The organism is Pseudarthrobacter sp. lyk4-40-TYG-27 (assembly GCF_030209295.1).
Classification (GTDB): Bacteria; Actinomycetota; Actinomycetes; order Actinomycetales; family Micrococcaceae; genus Arthrobacter.
Window position 1 is genome coordinate 13,939 of sequence record NZ_JARVSH010000007.1, and the last position, 23,420, is coordinate 37,358.

15 protein-coding genes are annotated in these 23,420 nt (G+C 69.3%); 2 read left to right on the forward strand and 13 right to left on the reverse strand.

What is annotated here, in order from left to right; all coding sequences use genetic code 11:
• Positions 1 to 78: 78 nt before the first annotated feature.
• Both QRM96_RS14325 and QRM96_RS14330 read left to right on the forward strand, forming a co-directional pair.
• Positions 79 to 1,848, forward strand: a complete 1,770-nt coding sequence (locus tag QRM96_RS14325) for a sensor histidine kinase (protein ID WP_018763016.1) — start codon at positions 79 to 81, stop codon at positions 1,846 to 1,848.
• Positions 1,841 to 2,503: a response regulator gene (locus tag QRM96_RS14330; RefSeq protein WP_018763015.1), complete on the forward strand. Its 663-nt coding sequence runs from the start codon at positions 1,841 to 1,843 to the stop codon at positions 2,501 to 2,503. Before QRM96_RS14325 ends, QRM96_RS14330 begins: the two co-directional genes overlap by 8 nt.
• A 13-nt stretch (positions 2,504 to 2,516) precedes the next feature.
• On the opposite strand, the gene QRM96_RS14335 is transcribed toward QRM96_RS14330, so the two are convergent.
• From QRM96_RS14335 to QRM96_RS14395, 13 genes are all read right to left on the reverse strand, one after another.
• Positions 2,517 to 2,897 carry a RidA family protein gene (locus QRM96_RS14335; protein WP_018763014.1) on the reverse strand — a complete coding sequence of 127 codons (381 nt, stop codon included), beginning with the start codon at positions 2,895 to 2,897 and terminating at the stop codon, positions 2,517 to 2,519.
• 47 nt (positions 2,898 to 2,944) lie between these two features.
• Entirely contained in the window at positions 2,945 to 3,448 is a 504-nt protein-coding gene (locus QRM96_RS14340) for a GNAT family N-acetyltransferase (RefSeq protein WP_018763013.1), read from the reverse strand.
• Positions 3,449 to 3,579: 131 nt separating this feature from the next.
• Positions 3,580 to 4,389, reverse strand: a complete 810-nt coding sequence (locus QRM96_RS14345) for an inositol monophosphatase family protein (protein ID WP_285320051.1) — start codon at positions 4,387 to 4,389, stop codon at positions 3,580 to 3,582.
• Positions 4,386 to 6,740 carry an NAD-dependent DNA ligase LigA gene (gene ligA / locus QRM96_RS14350; protein ID WP_502934893.1) on the reverse strand — a complete coding sequence of 785 codons (2,355 nt, stop codon included), beginning with the start codon at positions 6,738 to 6,740 and terminating at the stop codon, positions 4,386 to 4,388. The genes QRM96_RS14345 and ligA overlap by 4 nt, the downstream gene beginning before the upstream one ends.
• Positions 6,741 to 6,819: 79 nt before the next feature.
• Positions 6,820 to 7,398, reverse strand: coding sequence for a hypothetical protein (locus tag QRM96_RS14355; protein ID WP_109045930.1), 579 nt, complete (start codon positions 7,396 to 7,398; stop codon positions 6,820 to 6,822).
• 179 nt (positions 7,399 to 7,577) lie between these two features.
• A complete protein-coding gene (locus tag QRM96_RS14360) occupies positions 7,578 to 12,023 on the reverse strand; it encodes a type VII secretion EssC family protein (RefSeq protein ID WP_285320052.1) in 4,446 nt (1,481 codons plus the stop codon).
• Positions 12,020 to 12,724 carry a hypothetical protein gene (locus QRM96_RS14365; protein ID WP_018763009.1) on the reverse strand — a complete coding sequence of 235 codons (705 nt, stop codon included), beginning with the start codon at positions 12,722 to 12,724 and terminating at the stop codon, positions 12,020 to 12,022. Before QRM96_RS14365 ends, QRM96_RS14360 begins: the two co-directional genes overlap by 4 nt.
• Positions 12,725 to 12,812: 88 nt before the next feature.
• Positions 12,813 to 14,567 (reverse strand): serine/threonine-protein kinase, encoded by a 1,755-nt coding sequence (locus QRM96_RS14370; protein WP_285320053.1) that lies wholly within the window; start codon positions 14,565 to 14,567, stop codon positions 12,813 to 12,815.
• Positions 14,564 to 16,624, reverse strand: coding sequence for an FHA domain-containing protein (locus tag QRM96_RS14375; RefSeq protein ID WP_285320054.1), 2,061 nt, complete (start codon positions 16,622 to 16,624; stop codon positions 14,564 to 14,566). The genes QRM96_RS14370 and QRM96_RS14375 overlap by 4 nt, the downstream gene beginning before the upstream one ends.
• Positions 16,611 to 17,546 carry a PP2C family protein-serine/threonine phosphatase gene (locus tag QRM96_RS14380; RefSeq protein WP_133830271.1) on the reverse strand — a complete coding sequence of 312 codons (936 nt, stop codon included), beginning with the start codon at positions 17,544 to 17,546 and terminating at the stop codon, positions 16,611 to 16,613. Before QRM96_RS14380 ends, QRM96_RS14375 begins: the two co-directional genes overlap by 14 nt.
• Entirely contained in the window at positions 17,543 to 19,372 is a 1,830-nt protein-coding gene (locus QRM96_RS14385; protein WP_350224071.1) for an RDD family protein, read from the reverse strand. Before QRM96_RS14385 ends, QRM96_RS14380 begins: the two co-directional genes overlap by 4 nt.
• On the reverse strand, positions 19,369 to 22,056 hold the full coding sequence (locus QRM96_RS14390) for a transglutaminaseTgpA domain-containing protein (RefSeq protein ID WP_285320056.1): 2,688 nt from the start codon (positions 22,054 to 22,056) through the stop codon (positions 19,369 to 19,371). The genes QRM96_RS14385 and QRM96_RS14390 overlap by 4 nt, the downstream gene beginning before the upstream one ends.
• Positions 22,053 to 23,396: a DUF58 domain-containing protein gene (locus QRM96_RS14395; RefSeq protein ID WP_285320057.1), complete on the reverse strand. Its 1,344-nt coding sequence runs from the start codon at positions 23,394 to 23,396 to the stop codon at positions 22,053 to 22,055. The genes QRM96_RS14390 and QRM96_RS14395 overlap by 4 nt, the downstream gene beginning before the upstream one ends.
• Positions 23,397 to 23,420: the final 24 nt, after the last annotated feature.

Consider the following 23,420-nt stretch of genomic DNA (forward strand, 5'->3'; position numbering starts at 1 on the left):
CTCACGCTGTGTCGGCGCCTGGCGGCAGCCGATACGGTTGAGCCATACCCGTCGCGCCACACCCGTCAAGGAGGATGAATGCAGCGTCCCGCGCCCCGGCAGCCGCTGCGCTTTTCCACCCAGACACTCTTGCTGCAGGTGGCCGTCGTTCTCCTGGTGGTCCTCCTGAGCGCCACGGTGCATGCCTGGCTGACGTATGACCGGGTAGGCAGCGACGCGGAGAACCAGGCCCTGACGCTGGCCCGGACCGTCGCATCCGATCCGGAGGTCAGGGCAGACGTACTGGCCATCAGCGAACAGCCCGGCACTCCCCCGCCGGCCGCGCTCCTCGCGGGTCCGCTGCAGGCCTCCGCAGAGGCCGCACGGACCAGGACCGGCGCCCTGTTCGTAGTGATCACCGACGAAACCGGGATCCGGCTGGCCCACCCGGATCCGCAGCGGCTCGGCGAGAAGGTGAGCACGGACCCGTCCGAGGCGCTGTCCGGGCAGGAAATCACCACCCGGAACACGGGAACCCTGGGCCCTTCCGCCGGAGCAAAGGTTCCGGTGTATGCCCCCGGCACCGCGACGGTGGTGGGTGAGGTGAGCGTGGGCTACTCCATGGAAACCGTGGCCCAGAGCGTGAGCCGCGACATCGGCCCGGTGGCCCTGACCGCCGCCGGCGCACTGCTGGCCGGAGTCCTCGGATCCTTCCTGCTGCGCCGCCGCCTCCAGCGGCTCACCCTGGGCCTGGAACCGGAAGAGATCAGCACGCTGGTCCACGACCAGGTAGCAGTGCTGCAGGGCGTGGACGACGGCGTCATCGGCGTCCGTGCCGACGGCCGGGTCAGCGTGTTCAACGCCGCGGCGCAGCGCCTGCTCGATTTGCCCGACCTGTCCGGGACACGGTGGGAGGACGCCCCCGTTCCCGCCCAGCTGAAGTCACTCACCAGCCCCGCCCCCGTGGCCGCCGCTCCGCGGTTGGCTGCCGCCGGACCGGAAGGGAATGCCGCGGGGCCGGATGCCCTGGAACTGGTGGCGGGCGGCCGGGTCCTGGTGGTCAATGCCCGCAAGGCGCTGCACCGCCGGGAGGACCTGGGCTGGGTGATCATGCTCCGCGACCGCACAGAGCTGCAGGAGCTCACCCGGCAGCTGGACGCCGTGGGCACCATGTCCACGGCCCTGCGCGCCCAGCGGCACGAGTTCGCCAACCAGCTGCACACCCTGGCCGGTTTCCTGGGCATCGGGCAGCACCAGGAGGCCCGTGACTACCTGGCCGGCCTGGCCGCCACCGGTCCGCTGAAGTTCCCCGTGGACCAGGCCGAACTGCTCCAGGACCCCTACCTGCAGGCGTTTGTGGGGGCCAAGGGCGTGGAAGCGGACGAACGCGGCGTCGCCCTCCGCATCGGGCCCGAAACCCTGGTCCGCGGCCAGGTCACGGAGGCCCAGGATGTGACCACGGTGCTGGGGAACCTGATCGACAACGCCGTCAACGCCGCCGTGGCAGGATCCTCGACGGACCGCTGGGTTGAGCTCGAGGTGCTGGATGAGCCGGGCGACGACGGCGGGACGCTGCACATCGTGGTGGCGGACTCGGGCGACGGGCTGGCGGACGGAACCGATCCCGAAGGCGTCTTCGTAGAAGGATTCACCACCGCTGCGGGCCCGGTGCGTGCCGGTGGCGGGCAGGGCTTCGGCCTGGCCCTGGCCAGGCAGCTGGCACGCCGCCGCGGCGGCGACGTCAAAGTACTGGATCGCGGCACCGCCGGCGGGCCGGGCGCCGTCTTCATGGCGGTCCTCCCGCACACGACGGCGGGAAACCCTGCCGCGAAGACCCCCGGGGCAGCCGGAAAGGACAACAATGGCTGATGATTTTCGGGTCCTGATCGTGGACGACGACTTCCATGTGGCCAAGCTGCACGCAGCCTACGTGGACTCCGTGGCCGGATTCCTGGCCCTGGCCCCCGTTGGCACCGCCTCGCTTGCACTGCAGGCAATCCACAGCCTGCGCCCGGACCTGGTGCTGCTGGATGTCTACCTCCCCGATGCGTCCGGCCTGGACTTGCTGCAGCAGCTGGATGTGGACACGATCATCCTCAGCGCCGCCTCGGATGCCGCCTCCGTCCGGGTGGCGTTCCGCCGGGGCGCCTTGGGGTACCTGCTCAAGCCCTTCACCGCTGAGTCGCTGTCCCAGCAGCTTCGTTCCTATGCCAGGTACCGGCGCCTCTTGGGCCAGGCCGGGGCCCTGGACCAGGAGGCCGTGGAACGCGCAAAACGGTCGCTGATCCCGGGGGACGTCACGTCGTCGTCGAAACCCCGCTCGGCAACCGAAGCCGCGGTGCTGGAATCACTGGCTCCGGGCGAACAGTATTCCGCCGCCGAGGTGGCCGCCCGGGTGGGCGTCTCCCGCGCCACGGCGCAGCGCTACCTGTCGTCGCTGGCCGACGACGGCGCCGTGGACATCCAGCTGCGCTACGGCACCACGGGCAGGCCGGAACACCGCTACGGCCTGCCGGCAAGGTAGGGCAGGGAGAGCGTCAGGCAGCTTTCCGGGCGACCAGTTCGATCTCGACGAGCATGTTCGGGTCAAGGAACGGCAGCACATGGACCAGGGAGAGGGTGGGGCGGATCTCGCCGAATACTTCGCCGTGTGCCCGGCCGGCCTCTTCCCATTTGCTGATGTCCGTCAGGTACAGCTTGGACTGCACCACATCTTCGTACGCGAAGCCGGCGTCGGCCAGGACCTTGCCGAGCTTCTGCAGGATGTACTGGGTCTGCGTGTAGAAGTCGTCTCCCACGATTCCGTCGTCGCCGCTGGCCGCGGTGGCGGAGATGTAGAGGGTGTTGTCCACCTGGACGGCGCGGGAATAGCCGAGCGTCTGCTCCCAGACGGAGCCGGTGCCGAAGGTTTTACGCATGGGTGGGCCTTTCAAAGCTGGAATGGGTCGCCACCACTGTAGGGCCGCTACAGGTCGCGCCGGTAAACCAGCAGCTTTGTGTCGGTTCCGGGAACGAACCAGTCCCGTTCAGGCACCCGGTGGAAGCCGGTCCTGCGGTACAGGCCATGCGCGCTTTCCCAGTCTTTCCCCGTGGTCAGTGCCACCGCACGGATACCCGGCAGGGTTCGGGCATGGCTGATGATGGCTTCCACCATGGCGCGTCCGGCGCCGCTGCGCTGGACGGCAGGGTCCACCACCAGCATCCGGAATTCCAGTTCGTCCGGCAGGGCAATGTCAGCGTACGGTTCACCGGCAAGTGCCAGGGTGACCGAGCCAATGACCGACCCCTCCCGTTCAGCCACCCAGATGGTGGCCTGCTCCGCGCGCGCCGCAACGTCCATGACCTTGACCATGTACGGGTGGGCGGCGTCGTCGAAGTACCCTGCGGCGAGGTAGGAGTCGCCGGTGATGCGGGCGACGTCGCCGAAGTCGGCTTCGACGGCGGGACGGATGGTTAGCTGCGGCTGCACCCGTCAATGGTAGTGGCGGTTCGGGTCCCCGCGGGCCCAAACGGGGCTTTCCGTGATCGAACTATCAGTACCGGGAGGAGTTACCGCCGCACCCAGGCCGGCCGGCGGACAGCGCGCTTGGCTCGGTACACCTAGAGCGGAAACTTTCCTGACAGTTCCAGCCCGGCCGCGCAGGTCCAGGCGTCCAGGCGTTCGTCGTCGGAGGGACCGCCGTCGAGCGGACTGGTCAACCGCGGCCGGCGCACCCAGCAGCCTGCTTCCTCTGCGATCAGGGCACCGGCCGAGAAATCATGCTCGTTCAGGCCGCGTTCGCCGTAGGCGTCGTGTGTCCCGTCCGCCACCATGCACAGGTCCAGGGCAGCGGAGCCGAGCCGCCGCACGTCGGCGAAGCCATCCATCAGCGTGGCGAACGCTGCCGCCTGCTCGGAGCGGACGGCCGGCTCGTAGCTGAACCCGGTGGCCAGGATCTGCCCGGTACGGCCCGAAACCGGCCCTTCCAGCCGGGTGAGCGTTCCCCGCTCCTCCAGCCACGCGCCCTGGCCGCGGGCGGCGTAGTACACCCGCCCCAAGGCTGGGGCGTTGACGACGCCGGCCTGCCAGACGCCGTCGGCATCGGCCACTGCCACGGAGGTGGCGTAGTAGACGATGTTGCGGATGAAGTTGGTGGTTCCGTCCAGGGGATCGATGGACCAGCGGTACCCCGTGGATTCAGCGGGGCGCGTCGTTCCCTGTTCCTCCCCGGTGACAATATCGCTGGGGCGGGCAGCGGCGATCACGGCGCGCACGGCGTCCTCGGCGGCGATGTCGAAGGCAGTGACCCAGTCCCCGGCCGCACCCTTGTTGTTGGGGTCCAGGGCGTTGCCGTCACGGCCGGACAGTACCTGGGCACCGGCCGCGGCGGCCTGCCGGGCCACATCCAACAGTTCAGACGCGGATGTCATGCGCTTTCCTCCACAGTGGTGTCGTCGGGCGTGTTGTGGCGGGCGCTGCCTTGGTCCGGGCTGCCTTGGTCCGCGCTGTGTTGGTCCGCGGCGTCGGCGTCCGGTGTGGTGCCGTCGGGTGCGGCGTCGCCCAGGGCTGCCGGCCCGCCGTCGAGCAGCTGCCTGAAGCCGTCCTCATCCAGCACCCGGATCCCCAGCTGTTCGGCCTTGTCCAGCTTGCTCCCGGCGCTTTCCCCCGCCACCACGTAGCTGGTGTTCTTGGAAACGGAGCCCGCGGCCTTGCCGCCGCGCAGCAGGATGGCTTCCTTGGCTTCGTCGCGGCTGAAGTTGGGCAGCGAGCCCGTCACCACCACGGTGAGGCCCTCCAGGGTCCGCGGCATGGACTCGTCCCGTTCGTCCTCCATGCGGACGCCCGCAGCCGCCCACCGGTCCACGATCTCCACGTGCCAATCTTCGGCGAACCACTCTTTGAGGGCGGCGGCGATGGTAGGTCCTACGCCGTCAACGTGGGCGAGCTCCTCCTCGCTGGCTGCCCGGATACGGTCCATGGTGCCGAAGGCCTGCGCCAGGGCGCGTGACGCCCGCGGGCCCACGTGCCGGATGGACAGCGCCACCAAGACCCGCCACAAGGGCTGCGTCTTGGCCTTCTCCAGTTCCTTGAACAGTTTCTGGGTGTTGGCGGTTGGCTTGGATGGCGATTTGGCGGTGCCCTTGCTGTAGAAGTACGGCACCAGCTCGAACTCCCCGGTGGGGACGCCCTTGGACTTCTTCTCCCGGCGGATCCGTACCTCGGCCAGGTCCTCGGGGGTGAGGTCGAACAGCCGTGCTTCGGACGTCAGCGGAGGCACTTCAGGTTCGGCCGGCTGGGTCAGGGCGATGGCCGCTTCCCAGCCCAGGGCCTCAATGTCGAACGCGCCCCGGCCGGCCACGTGGAATACCCGCTCGCGGAGCTGGGACGGGCAGGACTTGGAGTTGGGGCAGCGGACGTCCACATCGCCTTCTTTGGCGGGGGCCAGCGGGGTTCCGCAGGAGGGGCATTCGGCGGGCATCACGAAGTCCCGGACCGGCGGATCCTGCTGGTCCCGGAGGGCCAGGACCGGGCCAACGATCTCGGGGATGACGTCCCCTGCCTTCCGCAGGATGACGATGTCGCCGATCTTCACGCCCTTGGCTTTCACCACGTCCTGGTTGTGCAGCGTGGCCATTTCCACGGTGGATCCGGCCACCTTGACCGGCTCCATGACGCCGAAGGGGGTTACGCGGCCGGTGCGGCCCACATTGACCTGGATGTCCAGCAGCTTGGTGTGGACTTCCTCGGGCGGGTATTTGTAGGCCACCGCCCAGCGGGGAACGCGGGTGGTGTTGCCCAAGGCGCGCTGGGTGGCGAAATCGTCCACCTTGATCACGATGCCGTCGATTTCGTGGAGCAGCTTGTGGCGCTGGTCCCCGTACCGCTGGATGAAACCCAGGACGTCGTCGCGGGCCGCCAGCACCTCGAAGTACGGGCTGACGGGCAGGCCCCATTCTTTGAGCTGATGGTAGGTTTCCGACTGGCTGCGGGCTTCAAGCCCCTCGCGGGCGCCGATGCCGTGCACGAACATTTTCAAGGGCCGCTTGGCGGTTTCGGCGGGGTCCTTCTGCCGCAATGAACCCGCCGCCGCGTTGCGGGGGTTCGCCAGCGGGGCTTTGCCGGCCTCGATCAGGGCGTCATTGAATTCGGCGAACGCCTTGGAGGGAATGAAGACCTCGCCGCGTATTTCCATCTCGGCGGGAAAGCCGCTGCCCTGCAGTTCCTGCGGGATTTCCTTGATGGTGAGCAGGTTGTGGGTGATGTCCTCGCCGGTGGTACCGTCGCCGCGGGTGGCCGCGCGCACCAGCTTTCCGTCACGGTACAGGAGGTTGACGGCGAGGCCGTCGATCTTGAGTTCAGTCAGCCATGCGGCTTTGGTGCCGCCGTCACCGATCTTCGCGATGCTTGCCTCGGCCCGGTTGAGCCAGGCTTCGAGTTCCTCAAGCGAGAAGACGTCCTCCAGGCTGTACATCCGCTGCAGATGCTCCACCGGGGCGAATGCGGCGGAAACCTCGCCGCCGACTTCCTGGGTTGGCGAGTCATTGGCCACCAGTTCCGGGTGCAGGGCCTCAATCTCTTCCAGGCGGCGGAAGAGGGTGTCGAACTCGGCGTCCGAGACCAGGGGCGCATCCTCCTGGTAGTAGGCGAACCGGTACTTCCGCACCAGGTCCGCGAGGTTTTCGTATTCCTCGCGGAGGGCTTCGGTGGGGATGGCCTCGGGCTCGTGCGGGGCCGCGGTCCGGGCGGCGGTCTGTTCTGCGGGTCCTGGTCCTGTACTCACAGACCTATCTTGCCCTACCCCTCCGACGATTTCCTTGGCAGGGCGGCGCGGCACGGGACAGGGCGGCGCGGAGCCGGCGTCAGTGCGACCGGAGCCGGTTGCGGTTCCACCAGGTGAACGCGCCGGCCGCTATGGCCAACAGCACCGTTCCCAGTGCGATGGGCAGGAGCGCCGGGCCGCCGGGGCCTTCGCCCCGGGCGGGAGAAACGGCAGCCAGCTGGGTTGGCGCCGCGGACCGGGTGACCGGGCTGTTCCAGTCCACCCCGCTGGAAGGACCGGTGGGCGGGCGGTACCCGGCGTCGGCCGATGGGACTGCGGTTGGCGCGCCGTCGGATGCTGCTTCCGCGTCTGCAGCCGGCACCGAAGCGTCGGCTGGTGGCGCGGTGGCGGCCGGAGGCCCGGCGGGCTGTGGCGGCTGGACCGGAGCTTCGGCGGCGGGAGGCGCGGGTTGGGCGGTCGGCGGTACGGGGTCCTTGGACTTGCGCGGCCGCCCGGTTTGGCCGGTGTCCGGACTGCTGGCAAGGACGGGCAGGCAGAGCAGCCCGCAGTCCGGCGCCGTTTGGGTTCCCGACACCTGGGTGGATGAAGGCTGGGCAGGTGCGGCCAGGGGGGCGGCGGCCGCCGCCCCGGCCGGGAAGATGCCGAGGGCCAATGCCATGACAGCTGCTGTTGCCGTCGTCGAAACAGTGCGGAGAACCGGTGCGGACGGGGCCATTGCTACCTTTCGCTGCGCGCAGTCCCCCCACCGCGGCTTTCTGGTGTCCCCGGTAGTCTTCTACAGCGCCGTGCGGGGCCGCAAATCCGCGGCTGCGGCGGCCCCGCACATCTCCGGGCTGCTCAGTCCCGGTTTTCGGGCGGCAACGCCACCTGGATCTTCCGTGCCTTGCCGCGTCCCACCACGTAGCCCCGGCCGGGAATGAAGTCCGGGCTGACCCGGCCCAGGGAGGTGTTGAGCAGGCCGTCCCCTTCGATATCCCCAGGGTTGAGCAGCAGTCCCCGCCGGCCGGATTTGAAGGGCTGGGCAAGCTGCCAGGCCGAGGACCAGGTGGAGGACTCGGACTCGCCGATCACCCACTGGTCTGCCTTGAGGGACGCCGTGACCAGCTGGGCAATGCCGGATTCGGCGATGGTGTCCGTGAACTCGGTGAGGCCTTCGATGAAGATGGCCACCGAACCGGGATTTCCGGTTGAGTGCTCAACCAGGTCCTCGACCACCTCGGCGAGATCATCCGGGCCCACCACGGAACGGTTCCAGATGGGCAGGGACGCGACGGCGGAGCGGCGGGAGCCGAGGTAGATCAGCTCGGTGGCGGGGTTGGACCGGCGCAGCGCGTAGGCCAGGGTGACCAGTGCAACGGTACGCCCGGACCCTGGCGGGCCCGCCAGGAGCAGCGGGCCGCGGGCCATGACCTCGGCCGGCTGCAGCGATTCGTCGTCCACGCCGATGACGGGCAGGTCCGGGCTGCCGGCGGGCAGGACGTCCAGGTCCACCTGGTCCGGGAGCCGTTCGATTCCGGGGGCGGTGTCCAGGCCCTGGCGCTGCATGGCTTCGCTGAGTTTGTGGACTTCGCGGGCCTGCAGGGCCAGGTTCGAGTTCCCGCCCAGGACTGCCAGCTGGACTTCGAGGCCGTCGAGGAGACCGCGCCCAGGGGGCGAGGTGGCGGTAAGGACGTCCCTGGGAACATCCAGGGAGATGTAGTCGTCCTCGGAGGACAGGCGCAGGACCAGCCTGCGCTGGATCGAGGCCAGCAGGGAGGCCGGCACGGCGTTTGGCCGGTCGCCCGTCACCACCAGGTGGATCCCCAGGGTGCGGCCGTCGGTGGCCAGCTGGAGGAAGATGTCCCACAGCCCGGAGAGCTTGCTGTGCTCGTATGCCTCTCGGAACGCCGACATGCCGTCCACCAGCACGAAGATCCGCTTCTCGTCCGGCCGGTTCGCGAGCTTCCGGTATTCGACGATGGTGGACGCACGTACCTCCGCGAACTGCGCTGACCGCAGCTCGGCGATGTCGCGCAGGAGCCGCAGCAGGCGCCCCACGCGTTCGACGTCGTCGCCGTTGATGATTTCACCGACGTGCGGAAGCTCCTCGAGCATCCGCAATCCCGCGGAGCCGCAATCGATGCCGTAGATGTGGACCGGTCCGCCGCGCGGAGTCACCGCGGCGGCAATGGCGATGCCCCGCAGTGCGGCCGACTTGCCGGAGCCGCCCGTGCCGTAAATGGCCATGTTGCCGTCCCTGTCCGGTTCGTAGAACACGGTGGGCTGTTCCTGGTGCACGGGGTCGTCGGCAACGCCCAGCAGCAGCTGTTCGTCCGTGCGTGGATTGGGCAGCTTGGAGAAGTCGTAGGTCTTGGCCAGCTCATCCAGCCACGGCTTGCGGGGCGCCCTGATGTCCAGCGAGTCCGCCGCGTGCACGATCGTGGACGTCATCCGTGCAATGTCATTGGGGCCGGCAGGCTCCTGCGCCAGGGGCTTGTCGGGCGCGGGCGCCTCCCAGCTGGGACCGGAACCGAAGGCCATCTCCACGATGTCGATCTGCGGCCGCTGCGGCTTGTCCGTGGTCCAGCCGCCCGCGTAACCGGTTTGGAACCCTTGGATCCTGCCCGGGCCGGTCTTGGCTGCGCCGCGGCCGGGGATGGCGGGATCGAAATAGGCAGCGTCCGGGACGCCCAGGATGTCCGTGGCGTCCTCCTCGTCGGCCATGCGGAGGGCCACGCGAAGGTTGGTGTTGGCGCGGAGGTTGTCCTTGATGACACCGGCCGGCCGCTGGGTGGCCAGGATGAGGTGCAGGCCCAGGGACCGTCCGCGGGCCGCCACGTCCACCACGCCGTCAACGAACTCGGGAACCTCGTTGGCCAGGGCGGCGAACTCGTCCACGATGATGATCAGGTAGGGCGGTGCGTCCGGGTCGGCTTCCCGCTGCAGTGCCAGCAGGTCCTTGGCCTTCTTCCGGTTCAGCAGCTGTTCGCGGTAGTGCAACTCGGCGCGCAGGGACGTCAGGGCCCGGCGCACCAGGTGCGGGGAAAGGTCGGTGACCAGTCCCACGGTGTGCGGCAGGTTGATGCAGTCCGCGAACGCGGCGCCGCCCTTGTAGTCGACGAACAGGAAGCTCACCCGGTCCGGGCTGTAGGCGGCGGCCATGCCCATGACCCAGGACTGCAGGAACTCGGACTTTCCTGCACCGGTGGTACCGCCCACCAGGGCGTGCGGGCCCTCATTCTTCAGGTCGAGGTAGAGCGGTTCGATGCCTTTGGAACCCACGAGTGCGCGGAGGGTGCCGTTGTCCTTGCGGTTCGCCACGGCGGTGGCGTGCACGGAGTTGTTTTCGGTCCAGCGCTCGGCCACCGCCTGCGGGTTGTCCAGGAAGTCCTTGCCGATCAGGGTGGCGTAGGAAACGGCCCGCGGAAGGTCGGAGTCGTCGTTGACCGGCTTGCCCACATCCACCACGGGAGCCAGCATCCGCGCGAGCTGGGCCGCCAGCTCCGCGTCCACGCTCTCACAGCTGACCGGGTAGGTGTGCCGGCCCAGGCGCACCTGTCCGGTGGTGGTGCCGTGCTCGCCGTCCACCACCATGAAGTCGCGGCAGGCGGCCGGCAGCGCCTGGATGTCCGTGGCCACCCACAGGACGTGGACGCCGGCGTCGGGTCCCCGCTCGGCCAGCCGGGTCAGCCGGCCGCGGTCGACGGGCGCGTCATCCTCCACGACCACCAGCACGGCGGGCAGGACAGGCTCTTCGAGGTCGTGCTTGTCGGGGTCGATGCCCGGGCGCAGCTCCGGACCCGACCGCTTGGCCGCGGCTTCGCGGGCGTCCACCAGGTCCTCAAGCCGGGCCAGCAGGGAGGATCCGCCGGCCGAGCCCGCCGCAAGGTGGTCCCCGCCCAGCGGGCTGTGGCCGGAGCCGACGTGCGGCAGCCACTGCAGCCAATCCCAGCGCCCGCGCGACTGGGCGGATGTGATGGCGGTGAGGACAACCTCGGCCGGGGAATGCAGGCCTACCAGTTGCAGCACCATTCCCCGGGCCACGTCGTCCACCAGGCCGCGGGCACCGGCGATGCCCAAGGCACCGGAGGTCCGCAGCTGGGAGACAACCGGAACGCCTTCGATCTCGCTGAACTGCTTGATGCAGTCTTGGATTTCGCGGCTGTACTGTACTTCGGTGTCATTGCTGGAGGGTTCCTCCAGCGGGACCCGGGACGGCGCCGTGCCCAGCCCAAACCGGAGGCCCAGGAACGAGGAATGCTCCGGGCGGTGGGTCCACAGCAGCGGGCCCAGCTTATAGATGGCATCCACCGTGTCACTGACCGACGGTGCTTCCTGCAGCCGGACAGCCCGCTCCACCTGCTGCAGTTCCGTCAGGTCCTGCCGGAACGCCGCCATGGACGCCCGGAACTGCTTGAGCTGCTCCTTCTGCTGCTTCCTGGTCCGCATCTTCTGGTCCACGTAATGGCCCACGATGAACAACGGCATCATCAGCATGAACACCATGGACAGCACGTTTTGCGTGACCGCGAAGATCACGGCGCCCATCATCAGCGGCGCCACCAGCATGATGTACGGGAAGGGGTGGTCTTCGGGGCGTTTGGGGCCGGAGGGCAGGACCCGTTTGGGCACCTCGAAGCGGGGCACCACCCGCGGGGAACGGTTGAAGTCCACCAGGGGCGACGTCGGCGCTGCCGCATGGTTGTGGCCCAGCGGAACCACGGTGACCGTGGTGTCCCCCAGCGTCACCGTGTCGGAGGAGTTCAGGGTTGCGCGCGTGACGGGAAGTCCGTCCATCAACAGGCCGTTGGCGGAGTTCGTGTCCACGATCTCGATGCCCTCCGCCACGGTGATCCGGGCATGCCGCTTGGAGGTGAGGGGGTCCGTGAGGCGGATATCGACGTCCCGGTCCCGGCCGATGTAGCTGGTGCCGGTGGGCAGCGAAAATTCACGGCCGACGTCGGGCCCTGACAGGACACGCAAGGTGGCCGCAGCCGGTCCGCGGCCGGCGCCGGGCTCATGGAATTGCTCGCTGACCTGGGCCAGCGATACCACCGAGCCGGGGCGCAGGCCTGATTCGAGCAGGTTGTCCTGGCGGGCCAGGACATTTCCGCTGATGCCGGCACCGACGAACGCTTCATCGATGCGCAGCGAGAGGTTCTCCGGAGGGGGCGTTCCTTTCCGGTCCGGATCAGCAGCCCACAACACGGTGGCGATGTCGGCCACAGTGGCCAGGCCGTCCACCGTGACGGCCAGATCCTTGGCGTCGGCGGGCTCGCGGCGGAGTGTCAGGCGGATCCTCATCCTTCGTCCACGCCCCTCATCTTCTCCAGCAGGTACAGGTCATCGGGTGTTACCAGGTGCGTGGTGACGGCGTGCTCCACCAGCCGGGCACGGCGGTTGGTCGCCAGTTTGCCGCCGCCTCCGCGCAGCCCGACGACGCCCACCCTGTCCAGCTTGTCGCAGACGTTGTCCAGCTTCCGGTTGAAGCGGGTCAGCGCCCAGCCCAGCGTCTTCGCGGCCGCGGCCGAGGACGGAATGGTGCTGAAGCCGGTGCCTTCGCGCCGGAGGACCGGCTCGGCGAGCGCCACGATCAGGGCCTTCTGGGCATCCGTGAAGACCACCGGTCCAATCGTCGTGTCGCCGCCGCTGCTGTCCTCACGGGCTTCCTGCCGGAAGGACGGCGTCTTCAAGTGCACGGCGAACTCATAGGTGGTCGGGCCGGCCGTAAAAATAATGTTCGTGTGGCTGAACACCAGCGGGATCCGGGCGCCGGGGGAAAGCCACGCCTGCATGCCACCGGAAGCGTCGGCCACCGTGGCGGAGAGCATGCTGCCGACGTTGCTGAGCCACCAGATGCCGTCGTAGCGGGCAACCTGCAGGAACTGCCGGTGCAGGTACGGGTTGTCGTCCACTTCAAGGTCGCCTTCGCGGCCGATGTTGAAGATGTCCTCGTCGGATGGCTCGTACCATTCGCCACAGAAATCTATTGCTAGATCCCCCATGATCTGTGCCTCCTCAAGGCAGAAGTGTTGCGGTAACCGTCAGTGCTGGTGGTGCGGAGCGGCCGCCCCGCCGGTGCGTGCAGGCCGCTCATTGGCCGGTGCAGGCGATGGAGCCCTCCTCCATGGGTGAAAATGCGCCGTCGGTGCGCACGATCATCACCTGGATGCAGGTCTGTCCGCCGGGGTTGGGCCGGATCTTGACGGGCGGGTTCGCGACGGACGTGAATTCGGCGCTGTTGCCGCCAATGGTGTACACCTTCCACTTGTAGGTGTCCCCGTCCTTGGGCTGCGGGTTGGTCCAGGTGAAGGTGGCTTCCCCGTCGGCCCCGATGGAGCCCTTGAGACCTTCGACGTCGGGGACGGTGCCGTTGTCCAGGGCGTCCGCGGGAGGTTTGCTGACCTGTTGGGTTTCCACGGCCTTGGGGGTTCCGGTGGCCGAGTTCGCCACCACGATGCCCACCACCGCCGCAAGTGCCAGCAGGGTTCCCCCGGCGAGGGCGAGCCAGAGGTTGCGTTTGCCGTGGTCGGCCTCGGGCGCCTGCTGTGGCTCCGCGGTTTTTACCGCCCGCTGGACCGTAGCGTCCGCGGCGTACGCCGGATCTTCGCTGCTCCCCGCCGGACCGGTGACGGGCGCACCATAGTGTGGTGCCGCGGCGCTGCCCCGCAGCACGGTTGACTGTGCCCACTCCCCCGCCCGGACGCCGTCGGCTGCCTCCGGTGCGGCCGGCCCGGCCGGAAGGTGGGGTACGGATGGGGCGGGCTGCCATTGGCCAGGCGCGGCGGGAGTGAAGTGCGACGGCGGGGCGGCACCTCCCCTGGGACCGGTTGCGTCCGTGCCGCCGGGCTGGCTGGGGCGCGTGCGCGCGGGAAACGTCGGTGCGCTGCCGGTCCGTTCGGGATCAATGGCGGCGATGCTGCGGACCCGGGTTTCCTCGGTTCCGTCGTCCGGGTGGCTTTCCTCCTGCTGCGGTTCCTCCAGCACTTCGAAGGGCGTGACGGAGAGGTTCAGTTCGGCCTGGATGCGCTGCAGTGCCAGGGCGAATGCGTGCGCGGAACTGTAGCGGGACTGTGCGGACTTGGCCATGGCGGTGGACAGCGCCAGTTCCAGCGACTCCGGCACGTCTGCCCGGCCCAACCGCGGCAGGGCCATGTTGCTGATCCTGTTGATCAGTTCGCGTTGGGAGTTGTCCGCCCCGGGCATGACGAAGGGCGAGCGGCCGGCCAGCAGGGTATAGAGGGTGGCGCCGAGGGCCCATACGTCCACCATGACGCCGTCAACGCTTCCATCCCGGAACTGCTCGGGCGGGGACCACGGGATGGACATCCCCGAGTCGTCGTCCGTGTCGCCTGCCAGGGTTCCGGAGATGCCGAAGTCGGTCAGGGCCGGGCGGTTGTAGTCCGTCACCAGGATGTTGGCCGGCTTGATGTCGCGGTGGGCGATGCCGGCACGGTGCGCGGTTTCGACGGCGGACGCCACCTGGATGCCGACGGCCAGGACCTCGTCCACGCTGAAGCGCTGCCGCCGGTAGCGCACGTCCAGGCTGGGCCGGGAGCAGTACTCCATGGCCAGGTAGGAATGTCCGTCGTCGGTCACTTCCGCTTCGAAAATGGTGACGATGTAAGGGTGCGAGGACAGCTGGGCCATCAGGTTGGCTTCGGACTCGAAGCGCCGGCGGGCGCCCTCGGTCTTCAAATCGGAGAGCAGCACCTTCACGGCGACTTTCCGGCGCGGCCTGTCCTGTTCGTACAGGTAGACGTCAGAGAACCCGCCCGAGCCGAGCAGGCTGATGTACGTGAACCCCTGGATCCGGGGCGGCGGCGCTACGGGCCGTTTGGAACTCAAGGAATCTCCTCAAAACGCAGTGAGATGTTGTCGCCCAGTTCCGCGATGTCGCCATCGAGCAGGATGGCCATCTCGTTCTGGGCCAGGCGGCGCGGCGGCTGGCCCTCACGCACCAACACGGTGCCGTTGGTGGCCTTCAGGTCGCAGAGCATGACGTGCCAGCCTTCGAGCCGGACTTCGACGTGGGACCTGGAAATGTCACCGCCCGGGCTCGCCACCTGCACCAGGCGCGGCATCACACCGCCCTGGACGCGGGATACCGACGGTTGCCGCCCGATGACCATCGACTGGTCGAGGTCCAGCACGTCGCCGGTGGACAGGCGCACCCGCCCCAGCCTGGGGCGCGCCACCTGGACGGCGTCCAGCAGCAGGCTGCCCCCGCAGGCGCTGCAGAGGGCACGTGTGGGTGGGTTGGCGTGGCCCTGGGCGCAGACGCGGGCCAGCACCATTGGTCCATTGGCGGGGTCCTGGACGGCGGCCGGCGCCGCTGGATGCGGAGCCATTCCGGGGAGGCTGCTCTTCATGACAGTCTCGCCGTCATGGTCGGGATCGAAGCCGGCGGCAGGGGCCTGGTCGGGAGTTCCTGCCGCAGGGGCCTGGCTTGCTGAGAAGGCCGGCGCGGGAGCACGGTTCGCAGATGCTTCAGGGCCTGCCGGTGGGGTGACGGCAGGAGGTGCCCCCAAGGATGGGCCGGACGGGGCCGACGACGGAGCGGCCGCGTTTCCGCCGGTGCGCCACGGTACCGAATCGATGAGGCCGCCGGCGGGAGGCGGGGCGGGAGCCTGCGCTTCCGGCCCGGGATCCGGGGTGGGGTTGGGGCTCCGCCTGGCGCCCCAGGCTGGGTCGCTGCCCGCGGAACCGTCCGCCCCGGCGCCCGGCCCGGCGCCCGGCCCGGCATCGGAACCGGACTGCTGTCCGGCCGTGGACGCGTCGTCGGCCGGGCCCAGGGCGGCGGGCTGTTCGGCCGCAGGCAGGGCGGGCTGCGGGCTGACAGCGATGAGGCCGGAGTCGGCGTCCGGGTCCTCACGGACTGCCGCGTCCTCGATGTTCCGCATCACGGTGCGGTCCCACAGGTGGTCGTAGGACGTGGTCATTTCCACCGCGGGACCCGCTTCAGCCGATGCGGTGTCACCGGCCGGCGGCGCATCTTCCTCCGGCCCATCGTCTTCCCCCGCGCCGGACGCGTCCGCCGGGTCAGGGGGGATGATGGTGCCGGGGGCAATCGTGGCATCAGGGTCGGCGGCTTCCCCCACGGCCTCCGCGGCGTCTGCGGTATCCGCGGGGAGCCCCTCCTGGTCTTCATCGATCACTGCCAGAACCGTCTCGGCGGATGCCCCGTGCTCAGGAGTGGGGGTGCCGGGGAGCTCGTCCTCCCCGGCAAAGTCGGTCAGGGTGGAGCGGGCTTCTGCGCCCGGGTCCCCGGCCGTGCCTGGAGAATCCAGCGCAACCACGCTTTCGACGACCACGGGGTTTGCGACCGCAACCACGCTTTCGACGACAACCGGGTTTTCGGCTTGGTCCGGGCCCTGTGCCTCGACAGGACTTTCCGCTGCAGCCGGGTGTTCCGTTGTTGCGGCCCGTTCCTTGGCAGCGGGGGCTGCAACGGCGGCTGGCCCGGACGGGACGCCGAGCGTCAGCGCCTGCAGCAAAACCACCCCCTCGCCGAGCGGCAGCTCGGGCTGGTCTCCGCCGGCGTCAGCGATGTCCAGCCGGCACATCCCGGGGACGACAAACCGGCGTTCGTTCCAGGTGGTGACGTCACGGCCGTCCAGGTCCACGGCTCCGCCGGGCTGCTCCACGCGAAGGTCGAGGTTGCCGCGCAGGAAGACCCTCAGCGAACCGTTGAAGTCCAGGATGCCGAAGGAGGGTATGCGGGCCAGCGACCCGCCCGAGCTGCTGGTCACGGCAGCAAGGACCTCATGCGGTTCCGGCCGGGCTGCCAGGAGTTCCCAGAGGGCACCGGCAAGTTCGGCCGGTGATTCGGGGCCCAGGAGGACGGCCGTGCCGGACCGGACGACACCAAGCCAGCTACCCGGAATGTAGCTAGCGGCGGTCATTGTCGCCCTCCCCCTCGGCGTCCGTGCCGGCCTCCGGCTGCTCAGGCAAGGGCTGCGTCACCGCGCCGTTGGCCAGCGGACGCGGCAGCGTCTCCTCGTCCCGGTCCGCCGGGCTGTAGCGTGGCGCGGTGGTGCCGGCGCCGTCGTCGTTCGCCACGTTCCTGGCGTCCACCACGATGGCCGTGACGTTGTCCCTGCCGCCGCTGCGCAGGGCAGCCTGGATCAGGGCGTCCACGGCGTCCTGCGGTTGGGCCACGGTGCTGAGGATGCGGAGGATGTCCTCGTCCGCCAGTTCACCGGTCAGCCCGTCCGAGCAGACCAGGACCCGGTCTCCTTCCTCGACTGGGAGGAGCCAGTAGTCAGCCTCCGTCTCATCCCCCGTGCCCAGGGCCCGGGTGACCACGTGCCGGCGGGGATGCACGGTGGCTTCCTGGGCGGTGATCTCGCCGGCATCAACGAGTTCCTGGACCTCTGAGTGGTCCACGCTGATCTGCTCGAACCGGCCCTGGCTGAGCCGGTAGGTGCGGGAGTCGCCGATGTTCAGCACCAGCCAGTACGGCATGCCCATCTGTTCCACCACCACCGCGCCCGTGAGGGTGGTGCCGGCGCGGGCTCCCGCGGCCTCACGGATCGAGTTGTCCGCCCGCACCAGGTACTGCTGCAGGACCGCGGCCGTAATGCTCCGCTCACCGGTGGCGAGCTGCGGAATCCCGGCCAAGGCCCTTACGCACAGGCCGCTGGCGATCTCGCCGGCCTCGTGGCCGCCCATGCCGTCGGCCACCGCGAAGACGGGATCCGCCGCAATGTAGGAATCCTCGTTCAGCTCCCTGCGGAGTCCCCTGTCCGTCCCGTAGCCGTAGGTGAGGCTAAGGCCCGGCCCCGGCTGGATGGTGGAGGAAACACTGGCGGGGTGCTGGTTCATGCCTGTCCTAGGTAAAAGGTGCGGTCTCCAAAATGCACACTGGAGCCGGGGGTAACAAACGTTGGGACGCCCGGCGCCAAGGGGGTGCGCAGGCCGTCAGGGGTGGTCACGGCGCTGCCGTTGGTGGACTGCCGGTCCGTAACCCATATCCCCGCACCATCGGTGAGCAGATGCAGGTGGGTTTTTGAGATGGAGCGTCCGGGATCATCCACGGCCAGCAGTTGGGCATGCTGTTCCCCGGGCTGGCCCACCGGGTTGCGGCCCACCAGGACGCTGCGGTCCAGCTGGAAGTCGCGGCCGTCGTCCAGGCGGATCCGCAGGACCGCCACGGGGGCGGGCCCGCCGGTATCCGAACGCACCTGGGTACGTTCGACGTCGTCGTCAAGGTGCGGCCCGGGCACCCGGTGGCCTGCCGTGGACGCCTGGGCGCCCGGGGCGAACCCGTGGCTGCCGGCCGCCGGCTGGGCGGCGTGCGGCGTGACGGGCTGCGGGTTCTGGGTCGCCGCGGGATAGGCGGTGGCGGGATACGGGGCGTCCTGCACGGATGGCGGCGCGAAGGAGGCAGGGCTGGTGTAGGGCATGGTCTGCGATGGAGCCGCAGCGGCCGGTGCAGGAGGCTGGGGTGCAGGAGGCTGGGGTGCCGCCGCCTGGGGTGGAGCGAATTGGGATGCCGGGGCCTGGGCGGCTGGCGGCAGCGGGACTGCCTGGGGAAGGGCTGTCTGCGGCTGGGCGGATTGCGGCAGCGGCGCCTGGGCGGCCGGCGGCTGCGGGGCCTGGGCGGCCAGCCCCGGGGCAGGCTGTGGCGTGGGCTGCCGGGCGGCCGCGGTGGTGGCCGTCCTGGCCCCGGCCACCGGAGACAGGACCTGCTGAACGGGCGGAAGGTCCAGTGGCGCGAAGCTGTACGGGCCCTGGATGCCCCCCGTGGTGATGGGGTCGCGCCCCGCCTTGACGTCGAACACGAGGGTCTTGGCGGCGGTGTCGTTCCAGGCCCGCAGCCCGCCGTTTTTGTCCCACTGGCTCGAAACCACTACCAGCACCGCCCACACAGCACCCAGCAGGAGCAGCGGGCCGAGGATGAACATGGCGGCATCAAACCACTTGAACACCACCACCAGGACCGCAGCCACCAGGGACAGCAGGATGCCCGCGCCGGTGATCACGCCCCGAAGGAAGACACCTCCGGCCCCGGGTGCGTAGCCGTCCTGGTCCGCGCTGCGGATGCCCATGAGCAGGTTGCCGGGGGTCTTGCCGGTACGGGCTTCCAGGCCCAGCACCACAAAAAGGTAGGCAAGGGTCAGCCCGAGGCCGATGCCGCCGAACAGCACCAGGGACGAGGTGTCATAGACAATGAAGCCGCCGCTTCGGGAACGGGTGATTCCGGCGAAGCCGATGGCGAACGTCACCACCAGCACTGCCACGCCGGGCAGCCAGTCGATGACGGCAGCGCCCAACCGCTTGCCCGCCGCAGCCGGAACAAGCTCGAGGTTTACTGCCATTCCCGTTCCTCCCCCTGGAGCGGCCCCCACCCTGGTGGAACCGCCGGCACTGCCCGGATCGGTGCCCGCAGGAGCGGTACCCGGATATGCGATGCCCGCCGGCTGTGCTGCCGGAGGCCTTTCTACTACCGGGATAGTACCGGGAATCCCCGGCGCATGCGCGGCATGCCCGTCCCGGGCGCCGGCCTGGTCATCGTGCGGGCCAGGGCCCTGGCCGCGGTTGCGGCGCGCCGCCCGGTTGGGCAGCGGCGCACCGCATGCCGCGCAAAAGGTGGCTCCCGCGCGGACGGTTTGTTGGCAGCGCGGGCAACGGTCGACGTCGGAGGTCACTGCTGGCTTGGTCCTTGCTGGTTCGTTCCTTGCTGGCTGGTTCCCTGCTGGTTGGCCTCCGGCCGGCTGGTTTCCTGCTGGTTGGCCTCCGGCCGGCTGGTTTCCTGCTGGTTGGCCTCCGGCGCGCCGGGGCCCTGCGGTTCGCTTGCGGGCGCGCCGGGGCCTTGTTGGTCACCTGCCGGCGTGCCTGGCGTGTCAGTACCTCCGGTGCCGCGGCGGCGACGGCCGGCGGACAGGGCTGCCAGCGCAGGCAGTCCCGCCCGGAGGCGGCGAAGGGAAAGCCCGCCGCCGGAGTTCATCGCGGTCCGGGCGTCGCTGAGCAGGGAACGGGGCGAGAAACGTGCCTGTTGCCGGCGCCAGAACCCCACGGTGGCGGTCATCTCCTTGAGCGAGCCGTCCACGATGGTCCAGTACTCTTTGACCTCCTCTTCCGTGGGCTGGCCGGCGCCGAAGATGGAGGCATCGGCCCGGCGGGCCAGGAGCGTTGTGGTTCCCTGGCTGGCAGGGAACGCCTCGGCCAGCACGGCGGCGCTTTCCCGGCGTGTCGACCGGGTGTCGACGGCGGCGCCCATGTCCGTTGCCAGGCTCACCACTTCGCTCCAGCCTCCGCCGACGCGCTGGGCCGGATGGCCGTCCCGGAAACGCTGTTTCCGGCGTCGTGTCTTCAGCAAGGCGATCAGCAACAACGGGAGCGCAAGGATCACCACGGGGATGGCGACGACGCCCAGGGCACCCAGCAGGGCGCCCCAGAACAACCACGGATTGTTCTTCTTCTGGTCGGCGTCCAGCGCGTCCGGCGACGAGTCCGGCGGCAGGTCCGCGGGCTCCTGTGGCGGGGGCGGCGGCTGCAGCACCTGCGGTTTGGGCTTTGACTTGCTTTCCGGGTCCGGCGGAATGGGGATGTTGTCCTTGGGCGGGGTGGGATCGAAGCTGACCCAGCCGACGCGCTCGAACGCAACCTCCACCCAGGCGTGGACGTCCTTTCCGGTGATCTTCACTTCGCCGGCACCGTTTTCCGGGCTGGTGGGCTCAGGATAGAAGCCCATCACCACCCGGGACGGGATGCCCAGGTGCCGGAGCATCAGGGACATCGCCACGGCGTACTGCTCGTCGTCGCCGAGCATCTGCTTGGCGGTGAGCAGGTTCCGGATCCGGGCCGAGCCGTGGCCGGAAACGCTGGGCAGCTGTCCTTCGCTGACCAGGCCGTTGCTGAAGGCACCTGTCTTCTGGAAATGGGCCTCGATCTGGCGGACCCGGTCGATCGCCGTGGGGGCGTCCGCGGAAAGGTCGTTGGCCTGGGAGCCTACAACCGGCGGCACTTCCAGCGGATCCGGGAGGGAAACTCTCGCGAAGTCGTACTGGGTCAGCTGGCCGTGCTCAAGCTTGACGGGATCCGAAACCTGCACGCTGTACGAATCGCCGCGGGTGAGGCCGTTGGTGGTGACGGCGGTGTCCGTCCCGGGGTTGAAGTAGAGGCCTGCAGCCGCGGCGGAACCGGACTGGTCAAAGCTGATGCCGGTGGTCTTCCGCCCGCCGGGGACGAAGAAGCCCTGGTAGTCCTCGATGTTGATGCTGATCGAGTAGTCGTTGGAAGGCACCACCCCGGCCGAATCGGCAAGGGTGTTGATGGACTTGGCGTCGCCCACCTTGCTGAAGTTGCCGGAGCCGTTAGGATCCATGCTGTAGTTGGTCCCGTTGAAGGCGTCCAAGGCACCCAGCCGTACCCGGCCGTCCCGCGGCAGCCCCTTGACCACGAACAGGGTGTCGTCCTTCTTGTCTTTGACGTAGGTCCGGAAACTCGCCAGCGGCGTGACATAGTCCTTGGGGTCGAACGGCGGGACCACCACGTTGCGGAGGACTTTGCGGTCCTCGCCGGCGTTGACCAGGGGCGCAGCCACGGCGGTGACGCCCACGCTGAGGGCAATCACGCCCGCTGCCATTCCCAGCCGCCGGATTTGGGCACGCCGAGCCGTGCCGCTGTCGGCCTGCGGGGTGTTAACGGCAACCCTTCGGGTGCTGTCCCGCCTCAGGATGTCCCTGCGGAACGTGGCCCAGGCTATGCCGAGGACTGTCAGGCCGATGCCGCGTTCCAGGGTCAGGAACGCCGCGTTGGTGCTGAAGGCAATGCCGGCGACGAACAGGACCAGGACCGGCAGCAGGGGCAGGTAGGGGCTCCGCGCGCGCCACGTCAGGAGCGCGGCCACGAGTGCCGTGATAAGCGAGCTGAGGAAGGGGACGATGAGCACGCCGCCGGCAGTTCCCACCGGCACCCCGACGGTGAGCATGTCCTTCCAGGCGAACACGACGCCCAGGAGCAGGGTCCGCAGGGAATCCAGGGAGGGGACGAAACCGGCGATGGCCGAGTCCGGCACCGCGAGCCAAGTCCCGAAGACCAGGTAAGCTGCCAGCGCCAGGGCCGTGGTGATCAGCAGGCCCAGGCGCAGGTGCGCGTTGGCGGCGCCAATGCCCAGGCCAAGGATGATGCCGCCGAATCCGGACAGCAGGTAGTAGGGATCGCCGCCGAAGCTCAAACCGAAGCCGAGCAGGCCCAGCCCCAGGAGGACAACCAGGGCGCCGGCGTCGAGCAGGAAGTGCCACGGCCGGCCGTGGGCGAAGGCGGACTCCGGGCTGGGGGCGTTGCGGCGTGTACGGGTTTGCGGGATCTGGCCCGGTGCGGTGCTCATGCGGCGGCCTTTCTCAGCACGATGGCAAGGTCGGCCAGGTCGCCGAGGGTCAGGACGGTCAGGTCTGCGATGTTGGCCCGGGTGGGCGCTGCGCCGGCTTCCACCCGGACGGCCAGGCTGCGGACTCCGGGCGGGACGGAAGCGGCTGCGGAGCGGAGTTGGGTGGCGGTCACGTTGCTTCCCACCACGAAGAACACCACGGACGCGTTGGGGACGGTGTCCGCCAGGGTCCGGGCAAGGTCGACGGCGGTGCGGCGCATCGGGGCGCCGACGATCCGGGTCATGTCATCGAGCAGGTTGCGGCCGGTTTCGCAGCGCAGCGGGCCTTTCTGGGTGAGGACGTCCAGTTCCCGCTGTTCGCGGATGGCCTGCCGGCCGATGGACCCTGCCACCGAGATGGCCAGCTCGAATTCGTTCTCGGAGGCGTATTCCTCCGTGTTGATGGACAGCGAGATGGCCAGGTGGGCGCGGCGGGTTTCCTCGAACTGGCGCACCATCAGCTTGTTGGTCCGGGCGGTGGTCTTCCAGTGGATGTGCCTGCGGTCGTCCCCGGGCACGTAGTCGCGTAAGGCGTGGAAGGAGACGTCGGCGCTGGACAGGTCCGTGGTTGGCATGCCCTCCAGGTCGCGGATGAAGCCCGCCGCCGAACCGGCCAGGGCTACGGTCCGGGGATGCACGAACAGGTCTTCCGGCTCGGTCCAGAGGACCTGCCGGCGCAGGAGGTGCAGCGGGTCGGCCCGGACGGAGCGGACCGGTCCCACCACGATGACGGCGCGCCGGGCGGTGGGGATGGTGAAGAGGTCCTCGTGGATCTGGCCTGGCTTCATCCTGGGCAGGTGGAACACGGCGGTGGTGCTGCCCACCGGAAGTTCCAGCGCGGCAGGCAGCAGCGGCCGGGCGGAAGTATTGGAGACGGCGATGCTTCCGACGGCGCTGTCCCCCACCGCCACGCGGGTCCGGGCAAGGTCCAGGACCACGCCGTAGGAGGACCGGCCCAGGATGAAGGCGACCGCGATCACGAACATGGCGAAGGCGGCGATGGCGGCTGCCGTGGCTTCCTGCCAGCCGAACGCCTGGCCGGTGGTCCACAGCAGGACGGCAGCGGCGAGGACGGACCAGCCCAGGATGCTGACCACGGACAGCACCGGCCAAACGTACTTCAGCCAGGTGGTCCGGATGGTCCGCCAGGCCGGGGTCAGGGCAAGGAGGGCCGTGTTGCTGGCTTCAGACCACACCGCAGCGGGGTGCAGGCGGGTGGGGCGGCCGTTCCGGTGGAAAAGGAGCTGGATCCGCTCCCCGAGCCGGGTCAACGGGGTGCCGCTGGACGTGCCGTCGGACATGTGGGTGTGCCTTCGTTGTTGCGG

Excerpts from the sequence above, each read along its gene's own strand:
- QRM96_RS14325 (WP_018763016.1), top strand. The coding sequence starts at position 79 with ATGCAGCGTCCCGCGCCCCGGCAGCCGCTGCGCTTTTCCACCCAGACA.
- QRM96_RS14330 (WP_018763015.1), top strand. The coding sequence starts at position 1,841 with ATGGCTGATGATTTTCGGGTCCTGATCGTGGACGACGACTTCCATGTG.
- QRM96_RS14335 (WP_018763014.1), bottom strand. The coding sequence starts at position 2,897 with ATGCGTAAAACCTTCGGCACCGGCTCCGTCTGGGAGCAGACGCTCGGC.
- QRM96_RS14345 (WP_285320051.1), bottom strand. The coding sequence starts at position 4,389 with ATGACATCCGCGTCTGAACTGTTGGATGTGGCCCGGCAGGCCGCCGCG.
- QRM96_RS14355 (WP_109045930.1), bottom strand. The coding sequence starts at position 7,398 with ATGGCATTGGCCCTCGGCATCTTCCCGGCCGGGGCGGCGGCCGCCGCC.
- QRM96_RS14360 (WP_285320052.1), bottom strand. The coding sequence starts at position 12,023 with ATGAGGATCCGCCTGACACTCCGCCGCGAGCCCGCCGACGCCAAGGAT.
- QRM96_RS14365 (WP_018763009.1), bottom strand. The coding sequence starts at position 12,724 with ATGGGGGATCTAGCAATAGATTTCTGTGGCGAATGGTACGAGCCATCC.
- QRM96_RS14375 (WP_285320054.1), bottom strand. The coding sequence starts at position 16,624 with ATGACCGCCGCTAGCTACATTCCGGGTAGCTGGCTTGGTGTCGTCCGG.
- QRM96_RS14380 (WP_133830271.1), bottom strand. The coding sequence starts at position 17,546 with ATGAACCAGCACCCCGCCAGTGTTTCCTCCACCATCCAGCCGGGGCCG.
- QRM96_RS14390 (WP_285320056.1), bottom strand. The coding sequence starts at position 22,056 with ATGAGCACCGCACCGGGCCAGATCCCGCAAACCCGTACACGCCGCAAC.
- QRM96_RS14395 (WP_285320057.1), bottom strand. The coding sequence starts at position 23,396 with ATGTCCGACGGCACGTCCAGCGGCACCCCGTTGACCCGGCTCGGGGAG.